Source organism: Bacillus cereus group sp. MG1 (genome assembly GCF_040460035.1).
Classification (GTDB): domain Bacteria; phylum Bacillota; class Bacilli; order Bacillales; family Bacillaceae_G; genus Bacillus_A; species Bacillus_A cereus.
Window position 1 is genome coordinate 216,796 of the sequence record NZ_JARVGY010000002.1, and the last position, 18,948, is coordinate 235,743.

Genomic DNA, 18,948 nt, shown 5'->3' on the forward strand with positions numbered 1-18,948 from the left:
TTACCAATATATATTATTTTAGTTTAAAAATTAAGAATAAACAAACTAAAAGGTAAAAAATATCTTAATGCTATGAAAGAATCTTAAAAATTCTAAATATGGGTTTATATATGTTTGCAATTATAGTGGTAATATGTATTGTGAAAAACATATTACCATAGTATAAAGGGGAGAGTATTAAAATTATTCAATAAATTTGTAGTGATAACAATAATTTAACATAAATATACAAAAAAGAGAAATTAATCTAATTATTCCGGAAAATATTTTTTGGCTACTTCAACCTTTTTAAAATTTCTTGAAAGGGTATATTATAGTTAATAGTTTTGAACTAACCCCACTTTCACTTCGTTTAGAAGTGAGGGATTCCTAAGTAAAGAGTTCTATCGAACTCTAATTGATTAGGCTAACCCCGCAGTCCTTGCGGTTAGAAGCCTTATCGCTTCATTTTTTAGATTGATACTTGCGTTAATATCCCTATCATGGTGTGTACAACAAGAAGGACAGCCCCATTCACGTAGGTTTAGATTTTTAACGTCTTTATTTTGATATCCACAACAAGAACATAATTGGCTGGAAGCAAATGTTTTCGATACGACAATGACTTGTTTGCCATACCATTTTGCTTTGTATTCTAACATGGATCGAAATTGCGACCAAGATACCTCACTAATTGCTTTTGCTAACTTATAATTCTTTAACATATTCGATACTTGCAAATCCTCTATACCGATAACATCGTGGTTTTTGATGATTTCAGTTGAAATTTTGTCCAAGTAATCTTTTCTAGTATTTGATATGTATTCATGAATTCTAGATACCTTTACTCGTTGTTTATTCCAGCGAGAAGATTCTTTCATTCTTCTAGAAAGCACACGCTGTGCTTTCGCCAACTTATCTTCTAATGATCGAAAAAACTTCAGATTTTCATAGTGTGTTCCATCTGACAAAATAGCGAAATCTTTTAGTCCTACATCTATTCCAATGTAAGAATGTGTTTTTGGAAGTTCTTGTACTTCTGTTTCAACTAATAGTGACACAAAATATCTACCAGAAGGGTTCCTCCTAACTGTAGCATTTACAATACGTCCCTCTACTTCGCGACTTTTGGCAAATCGAACAAGGCCTAGTTTCGGCAACTTTATTTTGTTCCCTACAACGGCAATGTTTTCATTTGTTTGTTTTGTGGTATAAGATTGTACGTTGTTCTTCTTAGATTTAAAGCGCGTATAAGCATCCGCAAGGTTGCGAACAGACGACTGAATCGCAATACTATCCACTTCTTTTAGCCAAACAAGCTCTTTCTTCATGGCAGGTAATTTGGCAGAGCATGTACCATAGGTCAAGCCTTTTCCTGTCTCTTTGTATGCATGATCCCATAAGGATAGGAAATAATTGAATACAAAACGAGAACACCCAATCGTTTTGTTAATTAGAATTGCTTGTGCTTGATTTGGATAGATACGAAACTTATAGGCTTTATTCATCATTATTTAATTCACCTCCATTTCGGTATATGACTATTATACACCAAACGTATATTCGATAGGTAGTGGAGTAATACTTTCTATATGTCGAACAATTAAGATGGCTTCCTGCCATCCCTTGTTCGAAGCCAATTCATCTCCCACCTACTCACTGGACTGTGACCCTTCACGCTCCTTGAGGAAGGAGTCTTCTTGGCTAAAATGATAAAATTTAAATTTAGATATTAATAAACATGAAAGTATTGTGATTACTGGAAAAAGTGGTAGTGGGGAATCGCCTTTAGTTGATTTGCTATTAAAAATACTTGATCCTGATAATGGTGATATTTTAATAGATAGGCAAAATGTTAAACAATAGAAGAGTGATGAATTTAGAAAGAAAATCGGGTTAATGCTTCAAGATGAAGTGCTCTTTAGAAGGGATTTTGGGGAATTTAGATTATTACGATATTAGATATAATCATTTAAAAACACAAAATTCTATTCAAAAATTAAATCTAAGTAATTATATTCAATTTCAAAGAATAAATGATGTTGTTATATCCGAAGATTGAATGAATTTATCGGATGGACAAATATTAGTTATATTATGTGTATTATTGAAAAATATCCCATTTTAATTTTAGATGAACCTACTATTATTTAGATGGGGAAACAGCAGATTATGTAATTAATAATTTATTTCATATTCCTTAAACCAAAATTATTATTACTCATAATGAAAAGATTTTGTAACATGTAGATAAGATTGATGAACTTACTGAAGGACATTTGGAGCAAAAAGATATAGATTTAAAATATAAAATAATATGAATAAGACATATATATATAGCAGCACTATTTTGTTGGTCAATACCAACAACTTTAAAATAGCTAAAGAGAAAATAACCATCTTATTAATATGTAATTAGTATTTTTACTTCAGATAATAAAGAATATAATAACATGTTCTCAATCAGTTCTTTTATCGGCCGAGTTAATTTGTTTTCCTCCTTAATGATTTCACATATGCCGTCAAACTGTGTTGTTCATGCTGCAAAAGGAGTTCATTTTACCATATTATCAAGCTGAGGGTCCTAGCTATATGAATGTCTTTATCATTTTACATATATATAGTTTCTCATAGTGAGTTTAGGTGTCAAAAAATAAGATATAAAAAAGACCTGACATAATAATATCAGATCTTTTTTATCGTTTTCCGACAGAAGACTCCTTCCTCAAAAATGTGAAGGTGTGAAACACCAATTTTAGGTGGGAGATGAATGTCGGTTGGCATAAGCCAACATGTTTGCTATCATTTACTTGTACAGATTGCTCTTCGAAAACTGAAGATATGAGGTTGGTTGCAGAAAAACGTTGCAACCGTAAAATCTTCAACGTTCTATCGCCCCATGCTTGCCGAAGTTGCGAAAACCAAGCTAAAGTAGGGAGTGTGGTGCGTTAACGTACAAAATACTTATGTTCTCACCGTAGGGACTACGGGTAGAGCCTGCTAAGATAACCGGTGGATACACCGGTGTTCGCAGGAATCTCCCACTTCAAAAAGTCCGTAAGGGCGTTAAGTGGTGAGTAGTTCAAATCTTACTTTACACCAATTGCATCATAAGCCTTCGTTACTGCCTGTACTTCTTTCGAGTTCTCACCATATAAATCTTTTGCTGATTGAATTGCAGCTTGACGCATCATGCTAAAGTTCGAATTTGCTGTTAAATATTTTGTAAGTGCACGATAATAAATTTTCTCCGTTGCTTCGCGGCCAACGCCTTTTACTGATACTCCATAATGTGTTCCGCCTTCAGCAATTAAATATGCCGCTTTATTGTTTATACTACTGTTAATATGAACACCACCGTAATCCAACTCACCAGTGTAAAGCTTGCTGTAATGATCTGGGTAATGATCTGGAAAATCATGCATTGGACTTGGTGGAATTGAAATTGATGTTGGGTCACTTAAAGAGCGGAGCGCATCCCCATCGGTGTCTGGTGTATAAATATCCTCACCAAGCTGCCAGTCATCACGGTCTACCATCGCTCCAAAAATATCAGATATAGATTCGTTCAATGCACCTGGTTCGTTTTCATATACTAAATTCGCAGAATGCTCTGTTACTGCGTGCGTTAACTCATGAGCAATAACATCTAAACTTGCGGAGTACGGTAAGAATATTTCGCCATCCCCATCCCCATATAGCATTTGACTTCCATTCCAAGCTGCATTGTTCCATTGATCGCCGACATGAACAGTTGAAATTAATTTTGCCCCTTTATTATCAAACGAGTTACGGTCAAATGTTTTTTTGAAATAATCGTATACTTTTGCTGTATTTACGTGGGCATCAACTGCAGCTTTATCCTGGAACATTTTTGATTCACTTACTACTTCCCAACCTGTGAAGCGAGATCTTTCCCATTCCTCATACAGCCATGGTACAGAGGAATTTCTTGCGTCAAGAGTATGAATTCCATTCCCTCGTGTACCATCCAACAAATGATATGAACCTGCTTTATTTTGCTCAATTTTAAATGAAGTTCTTTGTCCGAGTACGCCATAACCGAAGCCTTCCATATGATCGATTGCATTATATTTATTGATAACATTTCCATTTGTCGCATTAATGAAATAATGCCAATATCCTGGTTCTGGCTTAGAAATAGAAGCTTTTACTAAATATGATAAGTAGTAATTGCCGTCTTTCTCATATACAAATAAATCTTTTTTGATACTATCGTAATCCTCTACTTTTCCAATTTCTTTCTCGATATCTGCTTTTGCAATTTTCTCAGCTTCTTCTTGTGAGATGTTGGGTTCAGCGGGGATGTTTTTACCAGCCACATCAGGAACAACCTGTCCAAAAAATGCTTTTACATTGTTATTTTCATCAAGTGCAATCGTTTGATCCGATCCATAAACGGGCACATTGTTATGCGTCTCAACTAATTTCACATGCGTTGTATTTGTCTTTTCATCTTTCTCTTCAGATACAATTTCAAAGTGCTTTTCCATATTTCCTGCTAATTTAAACATTTCTTTCTTACTTTTTAAATACTCGAACACCGTTTCTTTTTTATCTAGTCCTTTCGGCGCTTTCCACTCTTCCCCCATATAAGATGGTGTCTGGAATTCTTGGTTGTATTGAATTTTTTGCTCTGCTGCATATGTACGTGGCGTACCTAATGTCGCAAATGTCCCTAAAGCCATAGATAAAGCTAGTGTTGAAGATAAAACTTTCTTTTTCAAAAATAACACTCCCCATCCCTAATTTCACATATTCCATTTTTTGCATATATCTATCTTTTTGACACTTTTATATAATTCTGAATATGATAATAATAACCTCTGAATAAAACTTTAGAAAATCAATACAGAAAATTCTAATAATTTTTATATAAAAAAGTCCACTTATTTTTATAAGTGGACTTAAAGATAATATGTTTTTATATTAACCTTCAATCGTTTCAACAGTACTTTCAAAATAATAAAAGAATAAGTTGGGATGCTGTATGTAATGGAAGCCGCATGTGTAGTATTAAGTGGTGGAAATATCGTGAAATATGATATAGAAGAACGTCCGGAATGTAGCAAGTTAATTAAAACTCTGTATAGACGATCAATGGGACATGAAGGACCTAATCTTTACTATTGGTGTTATCTGAAACGTGTGAAGAAGAAAAGGAAATGCACGTGCAAAAATAAAAATCCCAGCACTTTAAGCAGAGATTTAGAGAAGAAAATTTGTTGCAATTGTCGATTCCATAATAATAACTGTTAAGAATTTAATAGTATAATTTATCATTTTAGCCAAGAAGACTCCTTCCTCAAGGAGCGTGAAGGGTCAAAGCCTAGTGAGTAGGTGGGAGATGAATTGGCTTTGAAAAAGGGATGGCAAGGAGCTATCTTAATTGTTCGACATACATAAAGTGTTACGTCACTATCCATTGAATGTACGTTTGGTATATAATAGCCATACATATAAAGCAACTAACTCCTGTGCTTGATATTTACTTTTTCGTTGTACAAATCCTTTTTCTTTGACTAGGTTTTATAGAACATGAGGAGACATATGCTGCTGTAATTCTTCAGCAATCGGTTGAAGTTCGTCAAGAATCGAAAGAGTCATAAAGAAAAAATATGCCATCCTTTCCTATAATTCCACAGAAAGGATAACGTATTTTTTACTTTATGGGTAGTGTAAAACCTTAGATTGATAGCGATGTGATAATGCCCCTTTTTTAGATTCATACTATCATTATGTACAAGATTAGGAGATTACTTGTAAGAGTCCTGGGATGACTGCAACCGTGCTGTGTTATAATTCTAAAGTATTGACATTTCAAGTAGGACTTATAGATGTCGGATTGTCATATGAAATGTAAAATCAATCCGTTATTTTGAGGGTTCAGGCTACCATTATTTAAACTATTATTCACACTAAAAGAAGCATGAGGAGGAAGGTATATCTATTAAAATAGTGAGGTATACCAAATTCAAAATGAACATTAAATTTAATAAAAAAGTAGTAGCATTCACGGCAGGATTAACGGTATTATCTTCACCATTGGTATCGTTCGCAGAGGAACAACAATCAGTAAACAGTAAGCAACCTATAAACGTTCAGGAACAAAGTAAAACAACATCAGATGAACAAGCTTTAAAAAGTATTGAAGCTAGTTTTGAAGGGGTAGATGGACGTGGTGGAGGTACTGTCGACAAGAAAAAAACAGACAGTCTTCAACGTTCAGAAGGTATTCATGAAGAAACAGGTACATTAACTGTTCCTAACAATTCAAACAGAACAAAACGTAGTCTGTCTCCCATATCACCTAGCACCTCTAGTACAATAAACGGTGTTCCATTCACTGAATGGATTGTTCCAGCAGGTAACGATAATATTCGTCCTCAAAACTACATGAGTCCAAAGTATATTACAATTCATGAGACTGATAATACAAGTGTAGGAGCAGGTGCTAGAAACCATGCTCAATATCTATATAACCAAGCAGTAGGTAACACGGACCGAGCTGCATCGTGGCATTTTACAGTAGACGATAAAGAGATTTATCAACATCTACCATTAAACGAGAACGGATGGCACGCAGGAGACGGTGATGGTCCAGGTAATAGAGAATCTATTGCAATTGAAATCGCAGTTAACAGTGACGGAAACTACAGTAAAGCAGTAGATAACGCTAAGAAACTTGTAGCTTATTTAATGAAAGAAACTGGTGTACCGTTAAATAACATTGTAAAACACCAAAAATGGAGCGGTAAAATCTGCCCTGCTAACATGATTAATAATGGGCAATGGGATGTATTCGTAAATAGCGTTGAGGGATATTATAATAATCTTTATCAACCAAAAGATGACATTACAGGAGGTTGGTATGAAGAAGCTATTCGAGAATTAAATAGAAGGGGTATTATGATAGGGGAAGGAAACGGAGTTTTCGCACCCAATAGAGCGATAACAAGAGCCGAATTTGCTCAATTAATCTCTAAATCTCTAAACCTGCCAGCTGGAGATGCTTCATTTAAAGACCTAAACGATGCAAATTCAACTTTACGAGATGGTATTAAACGTACTGCAAGTGCAGGTATCATTCAAGGTAGAGGAGATGGTTATTTTGACCCAAACACACCTATTACAAGAGAAGAATCAGCAATTATTGTAAACAAGGCTTTACAGTATAAAGGTATATGGGGACCAGTTGTAAACCTACCATTCTCAGACAAAGACCAAATTAGCTATAAAGAAGATGTACAAAGATTGTATGGCTTAGGTATTGTCAAAGGTAAGGGTGAAAATCAATACGACCCTAAAGGAACAACAACTCGTGGTGAAACAGCAACATTCATTCTAAATATGCTACAAGTAATTGAAAATGGCAGTGTTGAAAAGGTAGTTGGAACGGCTCAAATTAATGGTATTGGGGTAAATGTTCGAAGCGGGTCAGGTACAAACTATTCTATTGTTAGAAAGACAAGTAAAGGCGAAAAAGTTACAGTATATGAAGAAAAGAATGGTTGGCTAAGAATTGGAACAGGTCAGTGGATTTATTATGACTCTAGTTATATCGATTTTAACAGATTATAAAAGACTAAATACTTAAAAGAACAGGTCATATTTGGATATATAACTTACTCTCAGGTTGTGAAGAAGACTTTCTTCACAACCTGTTTTTGTGACTGGCCCATCTATTACCTATCAATACTGATGAAAAGAGGAGAAGGAGAGATTCATTATGGTGCTGGAATTGGGAAATCATCGTAATTAGCGTGTATGCAATTAGAGGCTAAGGTTTTTCTGATAATTAAGTGGAGGTCACTATACGTACCCATCCAGCTCATATTTTGAAATATTTTAAAACGAAAAAATGAGCTGGATGGGTAAAAGTTAGCACAAAATTTCGTTCTGAGGGTACTATAAAACCTTCGCTTGATAGAAAAGAGATAACATTAACTTTGTTGCCTAGAATTGCTCGTGCTAGATGTGGGTAGATTCAAAATTTATAGGCTTTATTAATCATCATTTGATTCACCTTCATTTTGGTAGGTGTCTCCTTGATTAAAATGATAAAAAATGCAAAAAGAACTTGTAGGCATCACTACAAGTTCTTTTTTAGATAATATAAAAAGGTGAAACAAACTATCTCATTACTCGTAACAGGGAAACTATCTTACTTAAGGCTTGGTTTCATTATATAACAAATATTAACATGCAGCGTTTTAATGTGTGAAAATTACGTGAATTAGCAAACGAAATTTCATCTCTATTCGTTAAGAATTCCACTTATTCGTTTTTTAACAACTTTAAATCAACGTTGAATAGATTAACAATATTTTCTAAAAGACTGAAATAACATTATTATAATGTAATATAAAGTAATTCATATAGTGAAAAGGTAAAAAAATTTACATATCACTTATTGAACGTTTGGCCGGTAATTACAGCCCTTCCCGAACGAGAAAGCCCCTCGCCTTTAGGCATGGGATGAAAGTGAGGTTGGCACTCTAAGTATCAAAATGTTGGTACCTTTTATTTTTTTATCTTTCGTATTGCAGTTTTATAATCTAACTGATACAAAACGTAAACATGATGAATGATTATAGAAGAACCAAAACAACCGTGTCATTAATTAACTATCATTTTGTGTTTTGCCCGCGATACAGAAGAAAGAGTTTTCTTAACACAAAAGTAGAAGAACGTTTCAAGGAGTTGGTTCAAGGAATATGGGGAGGATTGGATATTTCTATTGTTGCAATGGAATGCGACAAAGACCACGTTCACTTGTTCTTAAATACACCACCAACACTTAGTCCTGCTGATACAATGGCAAAAATTAAAGGAGTGACATCAAAACGTTTGAGAGAAGAATTTTCACATCTTCAACACTTGCCGAGCCTATGGACGCGTTCTTATTTTGTTTCTACTGCTGGAAGTGTATCAAGTGAGACAATAAAACATTATGTGGAAAATCAAAAAACGAGGGGGTGAAACTTGTGCCACAAACCATCACGGTTAAAGTTAAATTGCTTCCAACAAAAGAACAAATCATGCTATTGGAACAAAGTAGCCACGAGTATATAAAAGTCATTAATGCTCTTGTATCTGAAATGGTTGAAGCAAAGAAAAGCACGAAGAAAAGTACAAAGGATATTGAGGCCAATATCCCAAGTGCGGTGAAAAATCAAGCAATTAAAGATGCGAAAAGTGTGTTTTCTACAAAGGTGAAAAAGAGTAAATACAAAATCGTTCCGATTCTAAAAAGACCTGTTTGTGTATGGAATAACCAAAACTATTCATTTGACTTCACACACATTTCAATTCCGTTTATGGTAAATGGAAAGTCAACTCGTTTAAAGGTTCGCGCTTTATTAATCGACAAATATAATCGCAATTTCGAATTGTTGAAGCACAAGTTAGGCACACTTCGTATCACGAAGAAATCTGCTAAATGGATTGCTCAAATATCTGTCACGATTCCTACAAACGAAAAAACGGGAACAAAGATTTTAGGAGTAGACTTAGGTCTCAAAGTTCCTGCGGTAGCCATCACAGATGATGATAAAGTTTGTTTCTTCGGGAACGGTAGGCAAAACAAATTTATGAAACGTAAGTTTCGCAGTGTTCGCAAGAAATTAGGAGAAGCTAAGAAACTGAATGCCCTTCGTCAACTTGATGATAAAGAACAAAGATGGATGCAAGACCAAGACCACAAAGTAAGTCGTGGAATCGTTGATTTTGCAACGGATAATAATATTTCTGTCATTCGATTAGAGCAACTAACGAACATTAGACAGACGGCACGAACAAGCCGTAAAAACGAAAAGAATCTACACACTTGGTCATTCCATCGTTTAGCACAATTCATCGAGTACAAAGCGACATTAGTTGGCATAAAGGTCGAATATGTGAATCCTTCTTATACAAGTCAAACATGTCCGAAATGTTCTGAAAAGAACAAGGCGCAAGACAGAAAATACAAGTGTCAATGTGGGTTTAAGAAACATCGTGATATCGTTGGGGCGATGAATATCCGCTACGCAACTGTGATTGGCGGTAATAGTCAATCAGCCTAAGAACCTATATGGTCTGTCTTAGGAGGGGTGATGGCACACCCTCATCTTGAAGGCTGTTCAAAACAGAAATGGACTGCGAATGCTTAGTCATTCAAGAATCCCATCCGTTACACCGTAAGGTGTAGGACTTGCGGCTTTAGCCGTGGGAATGTCAATGGAGTAAGGTAAATAACGAAGTACATTTAATATATGATTCTTTCCGTAGCATAAGATACGCAGTTAAGACATTTGATAAAAATAGAGTGCGAATAATGAAAAAGACGGTAACTTTTTGGTGACACTAATCAACTTGAAATGTTATGGGGGTGTACAAGTACTACAGCCAAAAAGTGATCTGTAATGAATATCGAAGAGGCTTACGCAAAGTTATATAAGAGTCTATGTGCGAAGGGAAAGGATAACGTTTATAGGAGGAAGCATGGTGGCAATTTAATATATGTAAAGGGGGAATAATATTATGAAATTTAATACGAAATTATTAAAGAAATTACTTTTATTAAGTGCAACATCTGTATCAATTTTCAGCGCCTGCTCTGCAAAGGAAGATGGGGATTACAAGCCATATAAGAAACAAGACTCTATAGAAGTCGCAAAGGTCGAAGAGGAGAAGTCTAATCCCCCTAAGATCGAAGAGAAGAAGTCCAATCCGCCTAAGGTTAAAGAGGGTACAGAAGAACCTGAGAAGAAAAAAAAGGTACAACAAGTGGATGAATCTAAGAATAAAGATGAGGAAACTAATGACAAATATCCGCATTATAAAGATGTACATGAAGACGGATCAACAGTATCACTAGAACAGTATAATCGAATCAAAGTTGGAATGTCTGCGGACAAAGTCATAGAGATAGCAGGAAAGCCTGGATCCAGCGAAACAACTAAATTGTTCTCTATCTACATATACTTAGGTCACGGTGGACACGGTTCAATGACTATAAAGTTTGATTCTAATAGAAATGTAACGAACAAAGAGCAAGATGGTCTTAGTAATACTGTAGTTAAAGAGGAGAAGGCAAACAAAGAACATGAAGACTCTAATCCTGAATCTGTTAAGAAATCTAGTGCTATAATTCCAAACGATTTTTGCGGACATGGACATGACGAAACGAAGGAGCTAGCGCACGACTGTGAAAAAATTACTGATAAAAAGGCATATAGAAGATATCAACTACAACAAAAGAGAGAAGAGCGAAAAAGACAAATTAGAGGCGAAGAACAGGAATTAATTGATTACGATGAGGGAGATGCAGCTTACAAGGAGCTGCAGCGTATGTACGAAGAAATACAGCGTAGAACAGAAGAAAGGGAATCGATTGACTACGATTACGATCAAGTTAGAGCTGTTAACAAAGAAAGGCAGCGTATGTACGAAGAAATACAAGAGTGAGATGAAGAAAAAGAGAGTAAAATGGAAACTAAAAAAGCTAAATGGTACGAGGAGTACATTTTATAGGTAGAAATTTAAGTTATTGAAAAACCAAAATATAGAAGAGTAAATAAAAGACGCTAGTTGGCGTCTTTTATTTATCGTTATTAATGAAACTTTCTGAGGATTTCTATTAATATTACAATATCTGATCTTGGGATTAACTTATTAGAAAATGTTATTAATTTTACAACATCTGATAAATAACTAAAGATAATAAAAAAAATTCTTGATACCAAAATCTAAATTGTATAATATATAGGTATATTGTTATTCGTTGAATTCCGTTTATTCCCACGCCTTATGTGTTGTGGTTGAGTTGCAGAAGCAAGTTGTGTTCTTGTTTCAATTGTGAAAGGGCTTCTTTGAGCCGATTAGTGCATATATAGCTTATTTTGTTATGCACATTTTTAATCGACTTGAAGAATTCCTTTTTATGTTGTCTTCAAGTTGCAGGTGGGATCATTTATGATTCATAACATGAAAAACGAAAAAAATAATGTTTGAATAGTATTAGTTGAACCAAAAGAGTATTCTAAAGAGCCGGATGATATATTGATTAATATAGATAAGTTATTAGAGAGTACGAATGAAGAAATACGATGTAAATTATGTGATGGTAGTTTATACAGGGGAAAAGGAAGAACTAAGTGATATGAATACTTGGATCTTCCTTTTTTATTGCAATTAGAAATCTGGTAAGAAAAATTATGCGTATAGAAAATAGTTTAGGGACAGAACTTTATTCAAAATTAACAAGTAGAAGAAAAATGAAAAAATAGATTCAAAGATGAATAGTTTGAGTACAGTTAATTTACAGAATAGAGAGTAAAAATCATGTTTACAATGGTATTTATTGGTCTGTTTTGATATGTACTTCTGATAGTTTGTAATTCTAAAAAAAAAAGGAGAAATGCATGAATATATTTAGAATTTGAAGGGAATTTGCTTAATTTTTATACATTATTTGAATGGAATCATAGATAACTAGTGCGTATATAAAATCTATTTCCTAGTTTTATTTTCTTAGATAAATAGCGTGAAATACAGTATGTCTCACTCATTTGTATAAGGATAAAATATCTTTTTATCTTTATACAAATGAGTGAAACAGAACGATTCACCATATAAGAATATTCGACTATAATGAAAAATTGTACGTCATTGTAATATTAAGATGTTTTAAGATTAAAGTGATTATTAATCATAAAATATGAGTTTCGAGACCTCAGCAAATATTGCAATGCTTTATATACATGAGATTGTAAAAAATTATTTTATTAAAATTACTGGAGGTTGATGAAATATGATAATAGATCATATAAGCAACAATGTAGTAAAAAAATTGGAACAGACGGTGCGCTATGAAAAGAAACAGGTACAGGTATTACGTGTAAGTAAAAGTAGTTCTAACATGCACGCTTACATGATTTTCCCAGAATTCTCAGAGGTTAAAATTTTTAATACTGATTTAGATGAATATATAGAAGATCTATCAACAAGTCTGAAATATGTCATTGATCGCAAGTTAAGTCTACAAGAAATTGAAAAACAAAATCATTCTTTCATTATGACATGCGCAGTCGAGGAAGATGGTGTTATAGATGATGAAACTATTCATTTTAATACGACATATGTTAAGCCACCAACACTTGCGAGCAAAGTATTTAAGCTAGTTTGTGGTTTAGGAAATCGTTTGAATAGCTTAAAAGAGTTACATATAACAGTATTAAATAATAATATTAATCGAATTGAAATTGGGTTTTACAATGAAAATGAAACATATGTAGCAGTGGAAAAAGAAGAAATTGCAAATGCGATTATGGGAGCATATACAAAAGCGAATATTTATTATTCAGCAGATCTGCGTTACGTTGCGGAAGGAAATGAAATCAAATTAAAGAGCGTTAAGCCTAAATTAGCGGGTGATGTGTTGTGAAGCGAGAAAAAAGGATGATTGGTGTTTTATGTATATTTGTTTTTATGATCGTAGTACTGATACCTTTACATACAGCTCATGCATCTGTAAAAGTGGATTTTAATGAATTAAAAGGAAATGATGTTTCGTCATCTTTTAAAGAAGGATTAAATAATCGAAAAAAAGCGACAGGAAAAGACGATTCATTTGGGTCATCAATTATACAAAAAATTGAGGGTATGTATGCACCAGCTTTTAAAGTAGGAGTAAATATTTTTTCTATCTCATTCATATTAGGTGTTATCGTTATGGTTATGGCGTTAATTACAAAGAATGGTCAATGGATGAAGTGGGCAACTGGGAGTATGATTTTCTCTTTCGTTAGCATGATGGCGATGAGATTAAGTGTATACTTCTTATTTAGTTCGGATGTATTTTCGTTTATGAACATTTTTACGGATTTTTTAAATCTGTTTAAATCAACAGCACTTATTTTCACACCCTTTATGTTAATTGCAGGTATTCGTTTAAGAAAAATTCATGAGAGTACGAAACAGCCAGAGTATTACCGTTGGTCCAATCGAGTCATAACGGGATCTTGTTTCCTGTGTATGTTAGCCGTACTCGCTCCATGGCTATTTGCGAATATGTAAAGAAGTATATATAGATATAAAAGGTACTGAATGTTCATTCAGTACCTTTTAACTACCCATCTCATTTTTTCTTTCGTATTCTGCAAATATTTCATATGGTATAGGGGGTAATATGCTACTTAAGTACACTGTTATATATAATTTTGTTTATCTTTGGTTTAAATAGTAAGGGTTTCATGCTCCTCATTATTGAGGATAATTTATTCGATTTTTAATTGTTTTTTGTTGCAAATATATTGCTTTATTTGATAGAGATTATGTATCGGTAATCTTTCGATATACAGACAACTACGCTTTAACAGATAGAAAATGATTGCCATTTGTAGAATGAACAGAACTTGTAGTAGAGCTGGTATGCCTGCAAAACAGACGAGGAAGATAGAAACTAAAATAATATTTAAATTAGAAATTCATACCTCATATTTAATAATAACTCAATTTATTTTGATAGGAGTGCTTGTTTTGAAAAGAAATCGAGAATATACCGCTTTACGTAATTCTATCTTGATAGGTTGGCTGCTCACAATTATTGTTATGGGCTTATCTATCTATTTTTCTTCTATTATATATTTACTAATTGGATGTTTCATTTTGTCATTGAAATATGGATTAATGGGCACTATAAAGAATGTAGAAAAGCGTTTGCCAACCTGGGCTAATTTTGGAGTGATTGAAAAGCCAGTGAATCGGAGGGTGACAAGACCGTTTCAATTTCGGGGCGGACTCATTGTTTCATTAGCATTAGGATTCATAGAGATGGTGATAAAAGGTTTATGTATCTCATATTATATTTTAGGATTAGAAACCCATGTATATCGTTTAATGCATAGAAACACAAGAATGTGAAAAGGGGACTTATATTATGAAAGTATTAATATTTGAATTAATTCTAATTGTGCTTCTGATACCGATAAACATTATGGTAAAAAAACATGCTCCAAAATGGAAAGGAAGAGCTGGAGAAAAGATGGTAAAACGTATATTAAGAAAATTAGATCACGAAAGGTATTGGGTGTTACATGATGTGACGGTTCATACAGAGTATGGTGATACAACTCAAATTGACCATATTGTTATCGCAGAAACAGGTATATTTGTTATAGAAACGAAGAACTACGAGGGCTGGATTTATGGAAGTGAGAAGGCAGCAAGATGGACACAAGGTATTTTTAGAAAGAAGCACTCTTTTCAGAATCCATTTAGACAAAACTATAAGCACATGAAAACAATTGAATGGGTGATGGAACAACAGCTGCCGTGTATTTCTATTGCAGCGTTTCATCCAAAATGCAGCCTAAAAAGAGTAAATGTTCATTCTAAAGATAAATATGTCCTATATTATAACGATCTAAAAAAATGTATCGAATCCTATATTGATGTGAAATTAACAAAAGACGAGGTCGAGCATATTTACCAGACTATTTTGCAAGCAAATATTACTGATAAGGATACTGAAAATAAACATGTGAAGTATTTACAGAATAAGTTCGCTAAACAATAAGAAACGGAGCAAGGAACAATGTTATATATAATAGGATTTTTGGTAATCATTGTAGTAGTTATTCGTCTTAACGTGAAGTATTACCAGTTAAAAGGTAATCCAAAAGATTTTGTGATGAAAAAGAAGGATTAAGGATTTATTTTAGAAATAGAGGTAATAGAATACATATATTATTTTAGCCATCACCAAAGGTCATAAGAACCGTTTTACGATCGATAAATACATACATTACTATATTTTATTAATTAATTTAAGTGATATAATAAATAAAAATAAACAGGAGGTTTAGTTGTGAAAGAAGTGTTAGATGTAGAAACGTATTTAAAGAAAATGAAGAATCAGAAAATAAATTATGATAAAGTATTAAGAAAAATGATTAATGATTGGGAAGCAAGGAACGAAAGACCAAAAGTGTTACTTCATTCATGCTGTGCTCCTTGTAGTACTGCTTCATTGGAATTCCTTGCAGAACATGCAGATATTACGGTTTTTTTCTCGAATTCGAATATTCATCCGAAAAGTGAGTACATGCGACGCTCTAATGAACAAAAGATTTTTGTAGAAAAGTTCAATGATCGTACTGGGCACACAGTAGGATTTCTTGAGGATGACTACCGTTCAAATGTATTTTTTAAAATGGTAAAAGAAGAAGGTTTGGCAGAAGAGCCAGAAGGCGGGCTTCGTTGTTCAGCTTGTTTTGATATGAGATTGGATCGTTCAGCTGAGGTAGCACAAGAAAAAGGTTTTGATTACTTTGGGAGTGCCATTACTCTTTCTAAAAATAAAAATAGTCAATTAATAAATGAACTTGGAATCGGTGTGCAAAAAAATTATGATTCGCGTTATTTACCAAGTGATTTCAAAAAAAGTAATGGATATCAACGTTCAATTGAAATGTGTAATGAATATGATGTTTTCCGTCAATGTTATTGTGGATGTTCATTTGCAGCAGAGAAACAAGGTATAGATTTAAGATCGGTGAACAAAGATGCAATACATTATCTGAAAGAAAATAATCTTAGTTTAAAAAAATAGATTTAATGGAGAGAAATTCGATGTAAGATTAACCTATGATTTACAAACGAAACGCATTATGTTTCTAAAGGAAAAACGTAAAAAGCTAAAATAGTTCGGGAATAACTCCTTACTGGTTAAAGTTCTAGAGAAGAAAAAACCAATAAGGAGTGTTTTCTTAATCTCGCATTGCCCCTGCCTCTCGGGAAGTCATTGCTCCTTGTCCTGCTCTTACATCATTTTGAATTTCTTGTTTCACTTTTTGTGCATCTGTTTCAGCAAAATCTGGTTTCATAACAGAACCAGTACTTTTTATAGCTTTTTTACGATCTTGCATACAAACCCTCCTCGATTTAACATTTAACAATTTTAGTATTTACAAAAATACACTCGGTATACTCCGAGTAGTATATTGTTTATTGAAGAAAAAATTGATTACTATAAAGTGGTAGAGGAACATAGGGAATAACAATCTTCCATAAATATCTCTCTCAAAAGTTTAGAGAAATATCTGCGGGAAAAACGCCTTTCTCTCTGTGGAAATATAAAGGAAGAATAGTGTTTTTTAATTTTGGATACAATAGTCTAATTATGCAAATAACCACTTGTTAAGGTTATTAGTAAAAGTGGGATCCAAGAATGACTAAATAGGGAATCTAATAGATGGATATGGAAAAATTTAATTCAATATAATAAAAAACCTTTATTTAAGGCAATTAGACTTGCTTTAAATAAAGGTTCCATCAAAAAATCACTATCAATTGTTAGTTTAAAACCAAATTGAAGTGTATATATTTTATTGGGAAATCGCTTTATAGACATCAAGCAAACCATTACCAAAAAAACTTTTATTAGTAGGGGTATCATTGCTAACTCCATTTTTATAAAGATATCTCACGGCCTTATCTGGATTTTTTTAAAAATTATTTTTATCAATAATTAATGCTAAAGCACCTGACACTTTTGGAGCGGCAAGTGAAACCCCTATAGAGAGAGCATAGCCACCACCAGGGGCGGTAGTTAATATTAGTTCTTTTAACATTAACTTATTTTTTACCCACTGTTCTAAACCATATTGCTGAAATAATCTATTATCTCCTCCAGGTGCAGCAATATCTATAAAACTTTCACCATAATTTGAAAATAAGGAGAGTAATTTAGATGGACCAACAGATGAAACTGTTACTATATTTGGCAATTCAGCAGGAACATCTAATACTTCTCCAGTAAATGTTACCCCAGTATTTTCATTTTTTTTTCTAAAAAAATCATTCATTTCCTGCTTGTTAGTAACATCAAGAGCATCATTACCAGCCGCAGCAACTATAATACTTCCCTTTGATTTAGCATATTTAATGGCTTTTCTATAAGCTTTAATTTCGGATAATTCCTCACTAGATTCACCGTCTGAAGAAGATACTATACCATTGATGAGGTATTCGCCTAAACTTAAATTGATAACATCAACATTATCTTTCGCAGCTTCAACTATGGCTTTAATAACCCAAATAGCCTCACCTGCTCCATTACCAAACACTCTATACATTTTAATTCCAATACCAGGAGCAACCCCTTTCATAAAACCATTAGCTGCAACCTGTCCAGCAGTAAAAGTTCCATGTCCTCTTAGATCTATTAGGCGATTTAATTCACCTGTTTCTTGAGATTCTTGCTCTCTAAATCCACCTTTAGGTACTAAATTTTTAGATCCAGGTGAAATGTTATCTTTTAAATCAGGATGATTTATATCAATGCCTGAATCAATGATACCAACAGTTACATTTTTAGTTCCTGGATATAGTCTATAGCTATCACCATTATGGGTTACTTGTTGCATATCCCATTGATTCTCCCATATTTCATTTAAGGGCAGGGGGGAAGAGACATTGGTTGCTACTTCTCTTGAATTAAACGATTGTAATGACTTATTATATGAATCTATATTAGGATCCGAATGAACAATATTCATTGCTTTTTCGGTAGCTTTCACTTGTATAACACCAATCTCTGGGACACTATAGACTACTTGCATATCATATTTTTGAAACTTACTAGCTAGTTTTTGGTTATTTTCATAATTCTTCAACATTATAGTATAATATTGTGATTTATTTTCAGCATGAACTGTAGTAATAGGTATGAAAGTTCCGGAAATCAAGTTAATTAACAGAAGGAATTTAATTATTTTTTTCATAAAATCACCTCTTGATATATTATGTATAATCCTTAGTTTACTAAATCGTTAATGAAAAGAGATGTTAAGAGAATTAGTGATTTGAAAAATTTATTCACTTTGATATCGATAAAATGTATTTTAGGAATAAGTTCATTAGAGAAGAGAATTAAATAAAAGGGAATGAGTAATTAAATAT

Annotated in this window: 14 protein-coding genes and 3 pseudogenes; 10 read left to right on the plus strand and 7 right to left on the minus strand. The window is 33.3% G+C overall.

Features of this window, described 5'->3' with window-relative positions; genetic code table 11:
• Positions 1-401: 401 nt before the first annotated feature.
• Positions 402-1,490: an IS200/IS605 family element RNA-guided endonuclease TnpB gene (gene tnpB, locus QCI79_RS28890; RefSeq protein ID WP_042991616.1), complete on the minus strand. Its 1,089-nt coding sequence runs from the start codon at positions 1,488-1,490 to the stop codon at positions 402-404.
• A 241-nt stretch (positions 1,491-1,731) separates the two neighbouring features.
• Here tnpB and QCI79_RS28895 point away from each other — a divergent pair, with 241 nt between their 5' ends.
• Positions 1,732-1,845 carry an ATP-binding cassette domain-containing protein gene (locus QCI79_RS28895; RefSeq protein ID WP_021729497.1) on the plus strand — a complete coding sequence of 38 codons (114 nt, stop codon included), beginning with the start codon at positions 1,732-1,734 and terminating at the stop codon, positions 1,843-1,845.
• A gap of 355 nt (positions 1,846-2,200) precedes the next feature.
• Here the strand turns inward: QCI79_RS28895 and QCI79_RS28900 are convergent.
• The 3 genes and pseudogenes from QCI79_RS28900 to QCI79_RS28910 form a co-directional block, all read right to left on the minus strand.
• Positions 2,201-2,497, minus strand: a pseudogene (locus tag QCI79_RS28900) (YolD-like family protein).
• Positions 2,498-3,068: 571 nt separating this feature from the next.
• On the minus strand, positions 3,069-4,727 hold the full coding sequence (locus tag QCI79_RS28905; RefSeq protein ID WP_021728307.1) for a M4 family metallopeptidase: 1,659 nt from the start codon (positions 4,725-4,727) through the stop codon (positions 3,069-3,071).
• A gap of 721 nt (positions 4,728-5,448) precedes the next feature.
• Positions 5,449-5,607 (minus strand): annotated as a pseudogene (locus tag QCI79_RS28910) (IS4 family transposase); the annotation flags it as partial.
• Between the two features lie 372 nt (positions 5,608-5,979).
• Between QCI79_RS28910 and QCI79_RS28915 the strand changes: the two are divergent.
• The 6 genes from QCI79_RS28915 to QCI79_RS28940 all read left to right on the plus strand — a co-directional run bounded on the left by QCI79_RS28915 (position 5,980) and on the right by QCI79_RS28940 (position 14,061).
• Positions 5,980-7,581 (plus strand): S-layer homology domain-containing protein, encoded by a 1,602-nt coding sequence (locus QCI79_RS28915; RefSeq protein ID WP_031303240.1) that lies wholly within the window; start codon positions 5,980-5,982, stop codon positions 7,579-7,581.
• A gap of 999 nt (positions 7,582-8,580) precedes the next feature.
• A complete protein-coding gene (tnpA, locus tag QCI79_RS28920; RefSeq protein WP_042991618.1) occupies positions 8,581-8,982 on the plus strand; it encodes an IS200/IS605 family transposase in 402 nt (133 codons plus the stop codon).
• 5 nt (positions 8,983-8,987) lie between these two features.
• Positions 8,988-10,067 (plus strand): RNA-guided endonuclease InsQ/TnpB family protein, encoded by a 1,080-nt coding sequence (locus QCI79_RS28925; protein ID WP_048556268.1) that lies wholly within the window; start codon positions 8,988-8,990, stop codon positions 10,065-10,067.
• Positions 10,068-10,524: 457 nt separating this feature from the next.
• Positions 10,525-11,451, plus strand: a complete 927-nt coding sequence (locus QCI79_RS28930; RefSeq protein WP_021728276.1) for an outer membrane protein assembly factor BamE — start codon at positions 10,525-10,527, stop codon at positions 11,449-11,451.
• Positions 11,452-12,796: 1,345 nt separating this feature from the next.
• Positions 12,797-13,429 carry a hypothetical protein gene (locus QCI79_RS28935; RefSeq protein ID WP_021728275.1) on the plus strand — a complete coding sequence of 211 codons (633 nt, stop codon included), beginning with the start codon at positions 12,797-12,799 and terminating at the stop codon, positions 13,427-13,429.
• Positions 13,426-14,061 (plus strand): hypothetical protein, encoded by a 636-nt coding sequence (locus QCI79_RS28940; RefSeq protein WP_021728274.1) that lies wholly within the window; start codon positions 13,426-13,428, stop codon positions 14,059-14,061. The genes QCI79_RS28935 and QCI79_RS28940 overlap by 4 nt, the downstream gene beginning before the upstream one ends.
• 48 nt (positions 14,062-14,109) lie before the next feature.
• Here QCI79_RS28940 and QCI79_RS28945 read toward each other — a convergent pair.
• A pseudogene (locus tag QCI79_RS28945) lies at positions 14,110-14,468 on the minus strand (hypothetical protein); the annotation flags it as partial.
• 55 nt (positions 14,469-14,523) lie between these two features.
• Here QCI79_RS28945 and QCI79_RS28950 point away from each other — a divergent pair.
• The 3 genes from QCI79_RS28950 to QCI79_RS28960 all read left to right on the plus strand — a co-directional run bounded on the left by QCI79_RS28950 (position 14,524) and on the right by QCI79_RS28960 (position 16,597).
• Positions 14,524-14,907 (plus strand): hypothetical protein, encoded by a 384-nt coding sequence (locus QCI79_RS28950; protein ID WP_021728273.1) that lies wholly within the window; start codon positions 14,524-14,526, stop codon positions 14,905-14,907.
• A 16-nt stretch (positions 14,908-14,923) separates the two neighbouring features.
• Positions 14,924-15,562 (plus strand): nuclease-related domain-containing protein, encoded by a 639-nt coding sequence (locus QCI79_RS28955; protein ID WP_021728272.1) that lies wholly within the window; start codon positions 14,924-14,926, stop codon positions 15,560-15,562.
• A gap of 300 nt (positions 15,563-15,862) precedes the next feature.
• A complete protein-coding gene (locus QCI79_RS28960) occupies positions 15,863-16,597 on the plus strand; it encodes an epoxyqueuosine reductase QueH (RefSeq protein WP_031303436.1) in 735 nt (244 codons plus the stop codon).
• Positions 16,598-16,754: 157 nt separating this feature from the next.
• On the opposite strand, the gene QCI79_RS28965 is transcribed toward QCI79_RS28960, so the two are convergent.
• Positions 16,755-16,913: a hypothetical protein gene (locus tag QCI79_RS28965; RefSeq protein WP_021728271.1), complete on the minus strand. Its 159-nt coding sequence runs from the start codon at positions 16,911-16,913 to the stop codon at positions 16,755-16,757.
• Between the two features lie 579 nt (positions 16,914-17,492).
• A complete protein-coding gene (locus QCI79_RS28970; RefSeq protein WP_021728269.1) occupies positions 17,493-18,770 on the minus strand; it encodes a S8 family peptidase in 1,278 nt (425 codons plus the stop codon).
• Positions 18,771-18,948: the final 178 nt, after the last annotated feature.

Excerpts from the sequence above, each read along its gene's own strand:
- tnpB (WP_042991616.1), bottom strand. The coding sequence starts at position 1,490 with ATGATGAATAAAGCCTATAAGTTTCGTATCTATCCAAATCAAGCACAA.
- QCI79_RS28915 (WP_031303240.1), top strand. The coding sequence starts at position 5,980 with ATGAACATTAAATTTAATAAAAAAGTAGTAGCATTCACGGCAGGATTA.
- tnpA (WP_042991618.1), top strand. The coding sequence starts at position 8,581 with ATGATGAATGATTATAGAAGAACCAAAACAACCGTGTCATTAATTAAC.
- QCI79_RS28930 (WP_021728276.1), top strand. The coding sequence starts at position 10,525 with ATGAAATTTAATACGAAATTATTAAAGAAATTACTTTTATTAAGTGCA.
- QCI79_RS28935 (WP_021728275.1), top strand. The coding sequence starts at position 12,797 with ATGATAATAGATCATATAAGCAACAATGTAGTAAAAAAATTGGAACAG.
- QCI79_RS28955 (WP_021728272.1), top strand. The coding sequence starts at position 14,924 with ATGAAAGTATTAATATTTGAATTAATTCTAATTGTGCTTCTGATACCG.
- QCI79_RS28965 (WP_021728271.1), bottom strand. The coding sequence starts at position 16,913 with ATGCAAGATCGTAAAAAAGCTATAAAAAGTACTGGTTCTGTTATGAAA.
- QCI79_RS28970 (WP_021728269.1), bottom strand. The coding sequence starts at position 18,770 with ATGAAAAAAATAATTAAATTCCTTCTGTTAATTAACTTGATTTCCGGA.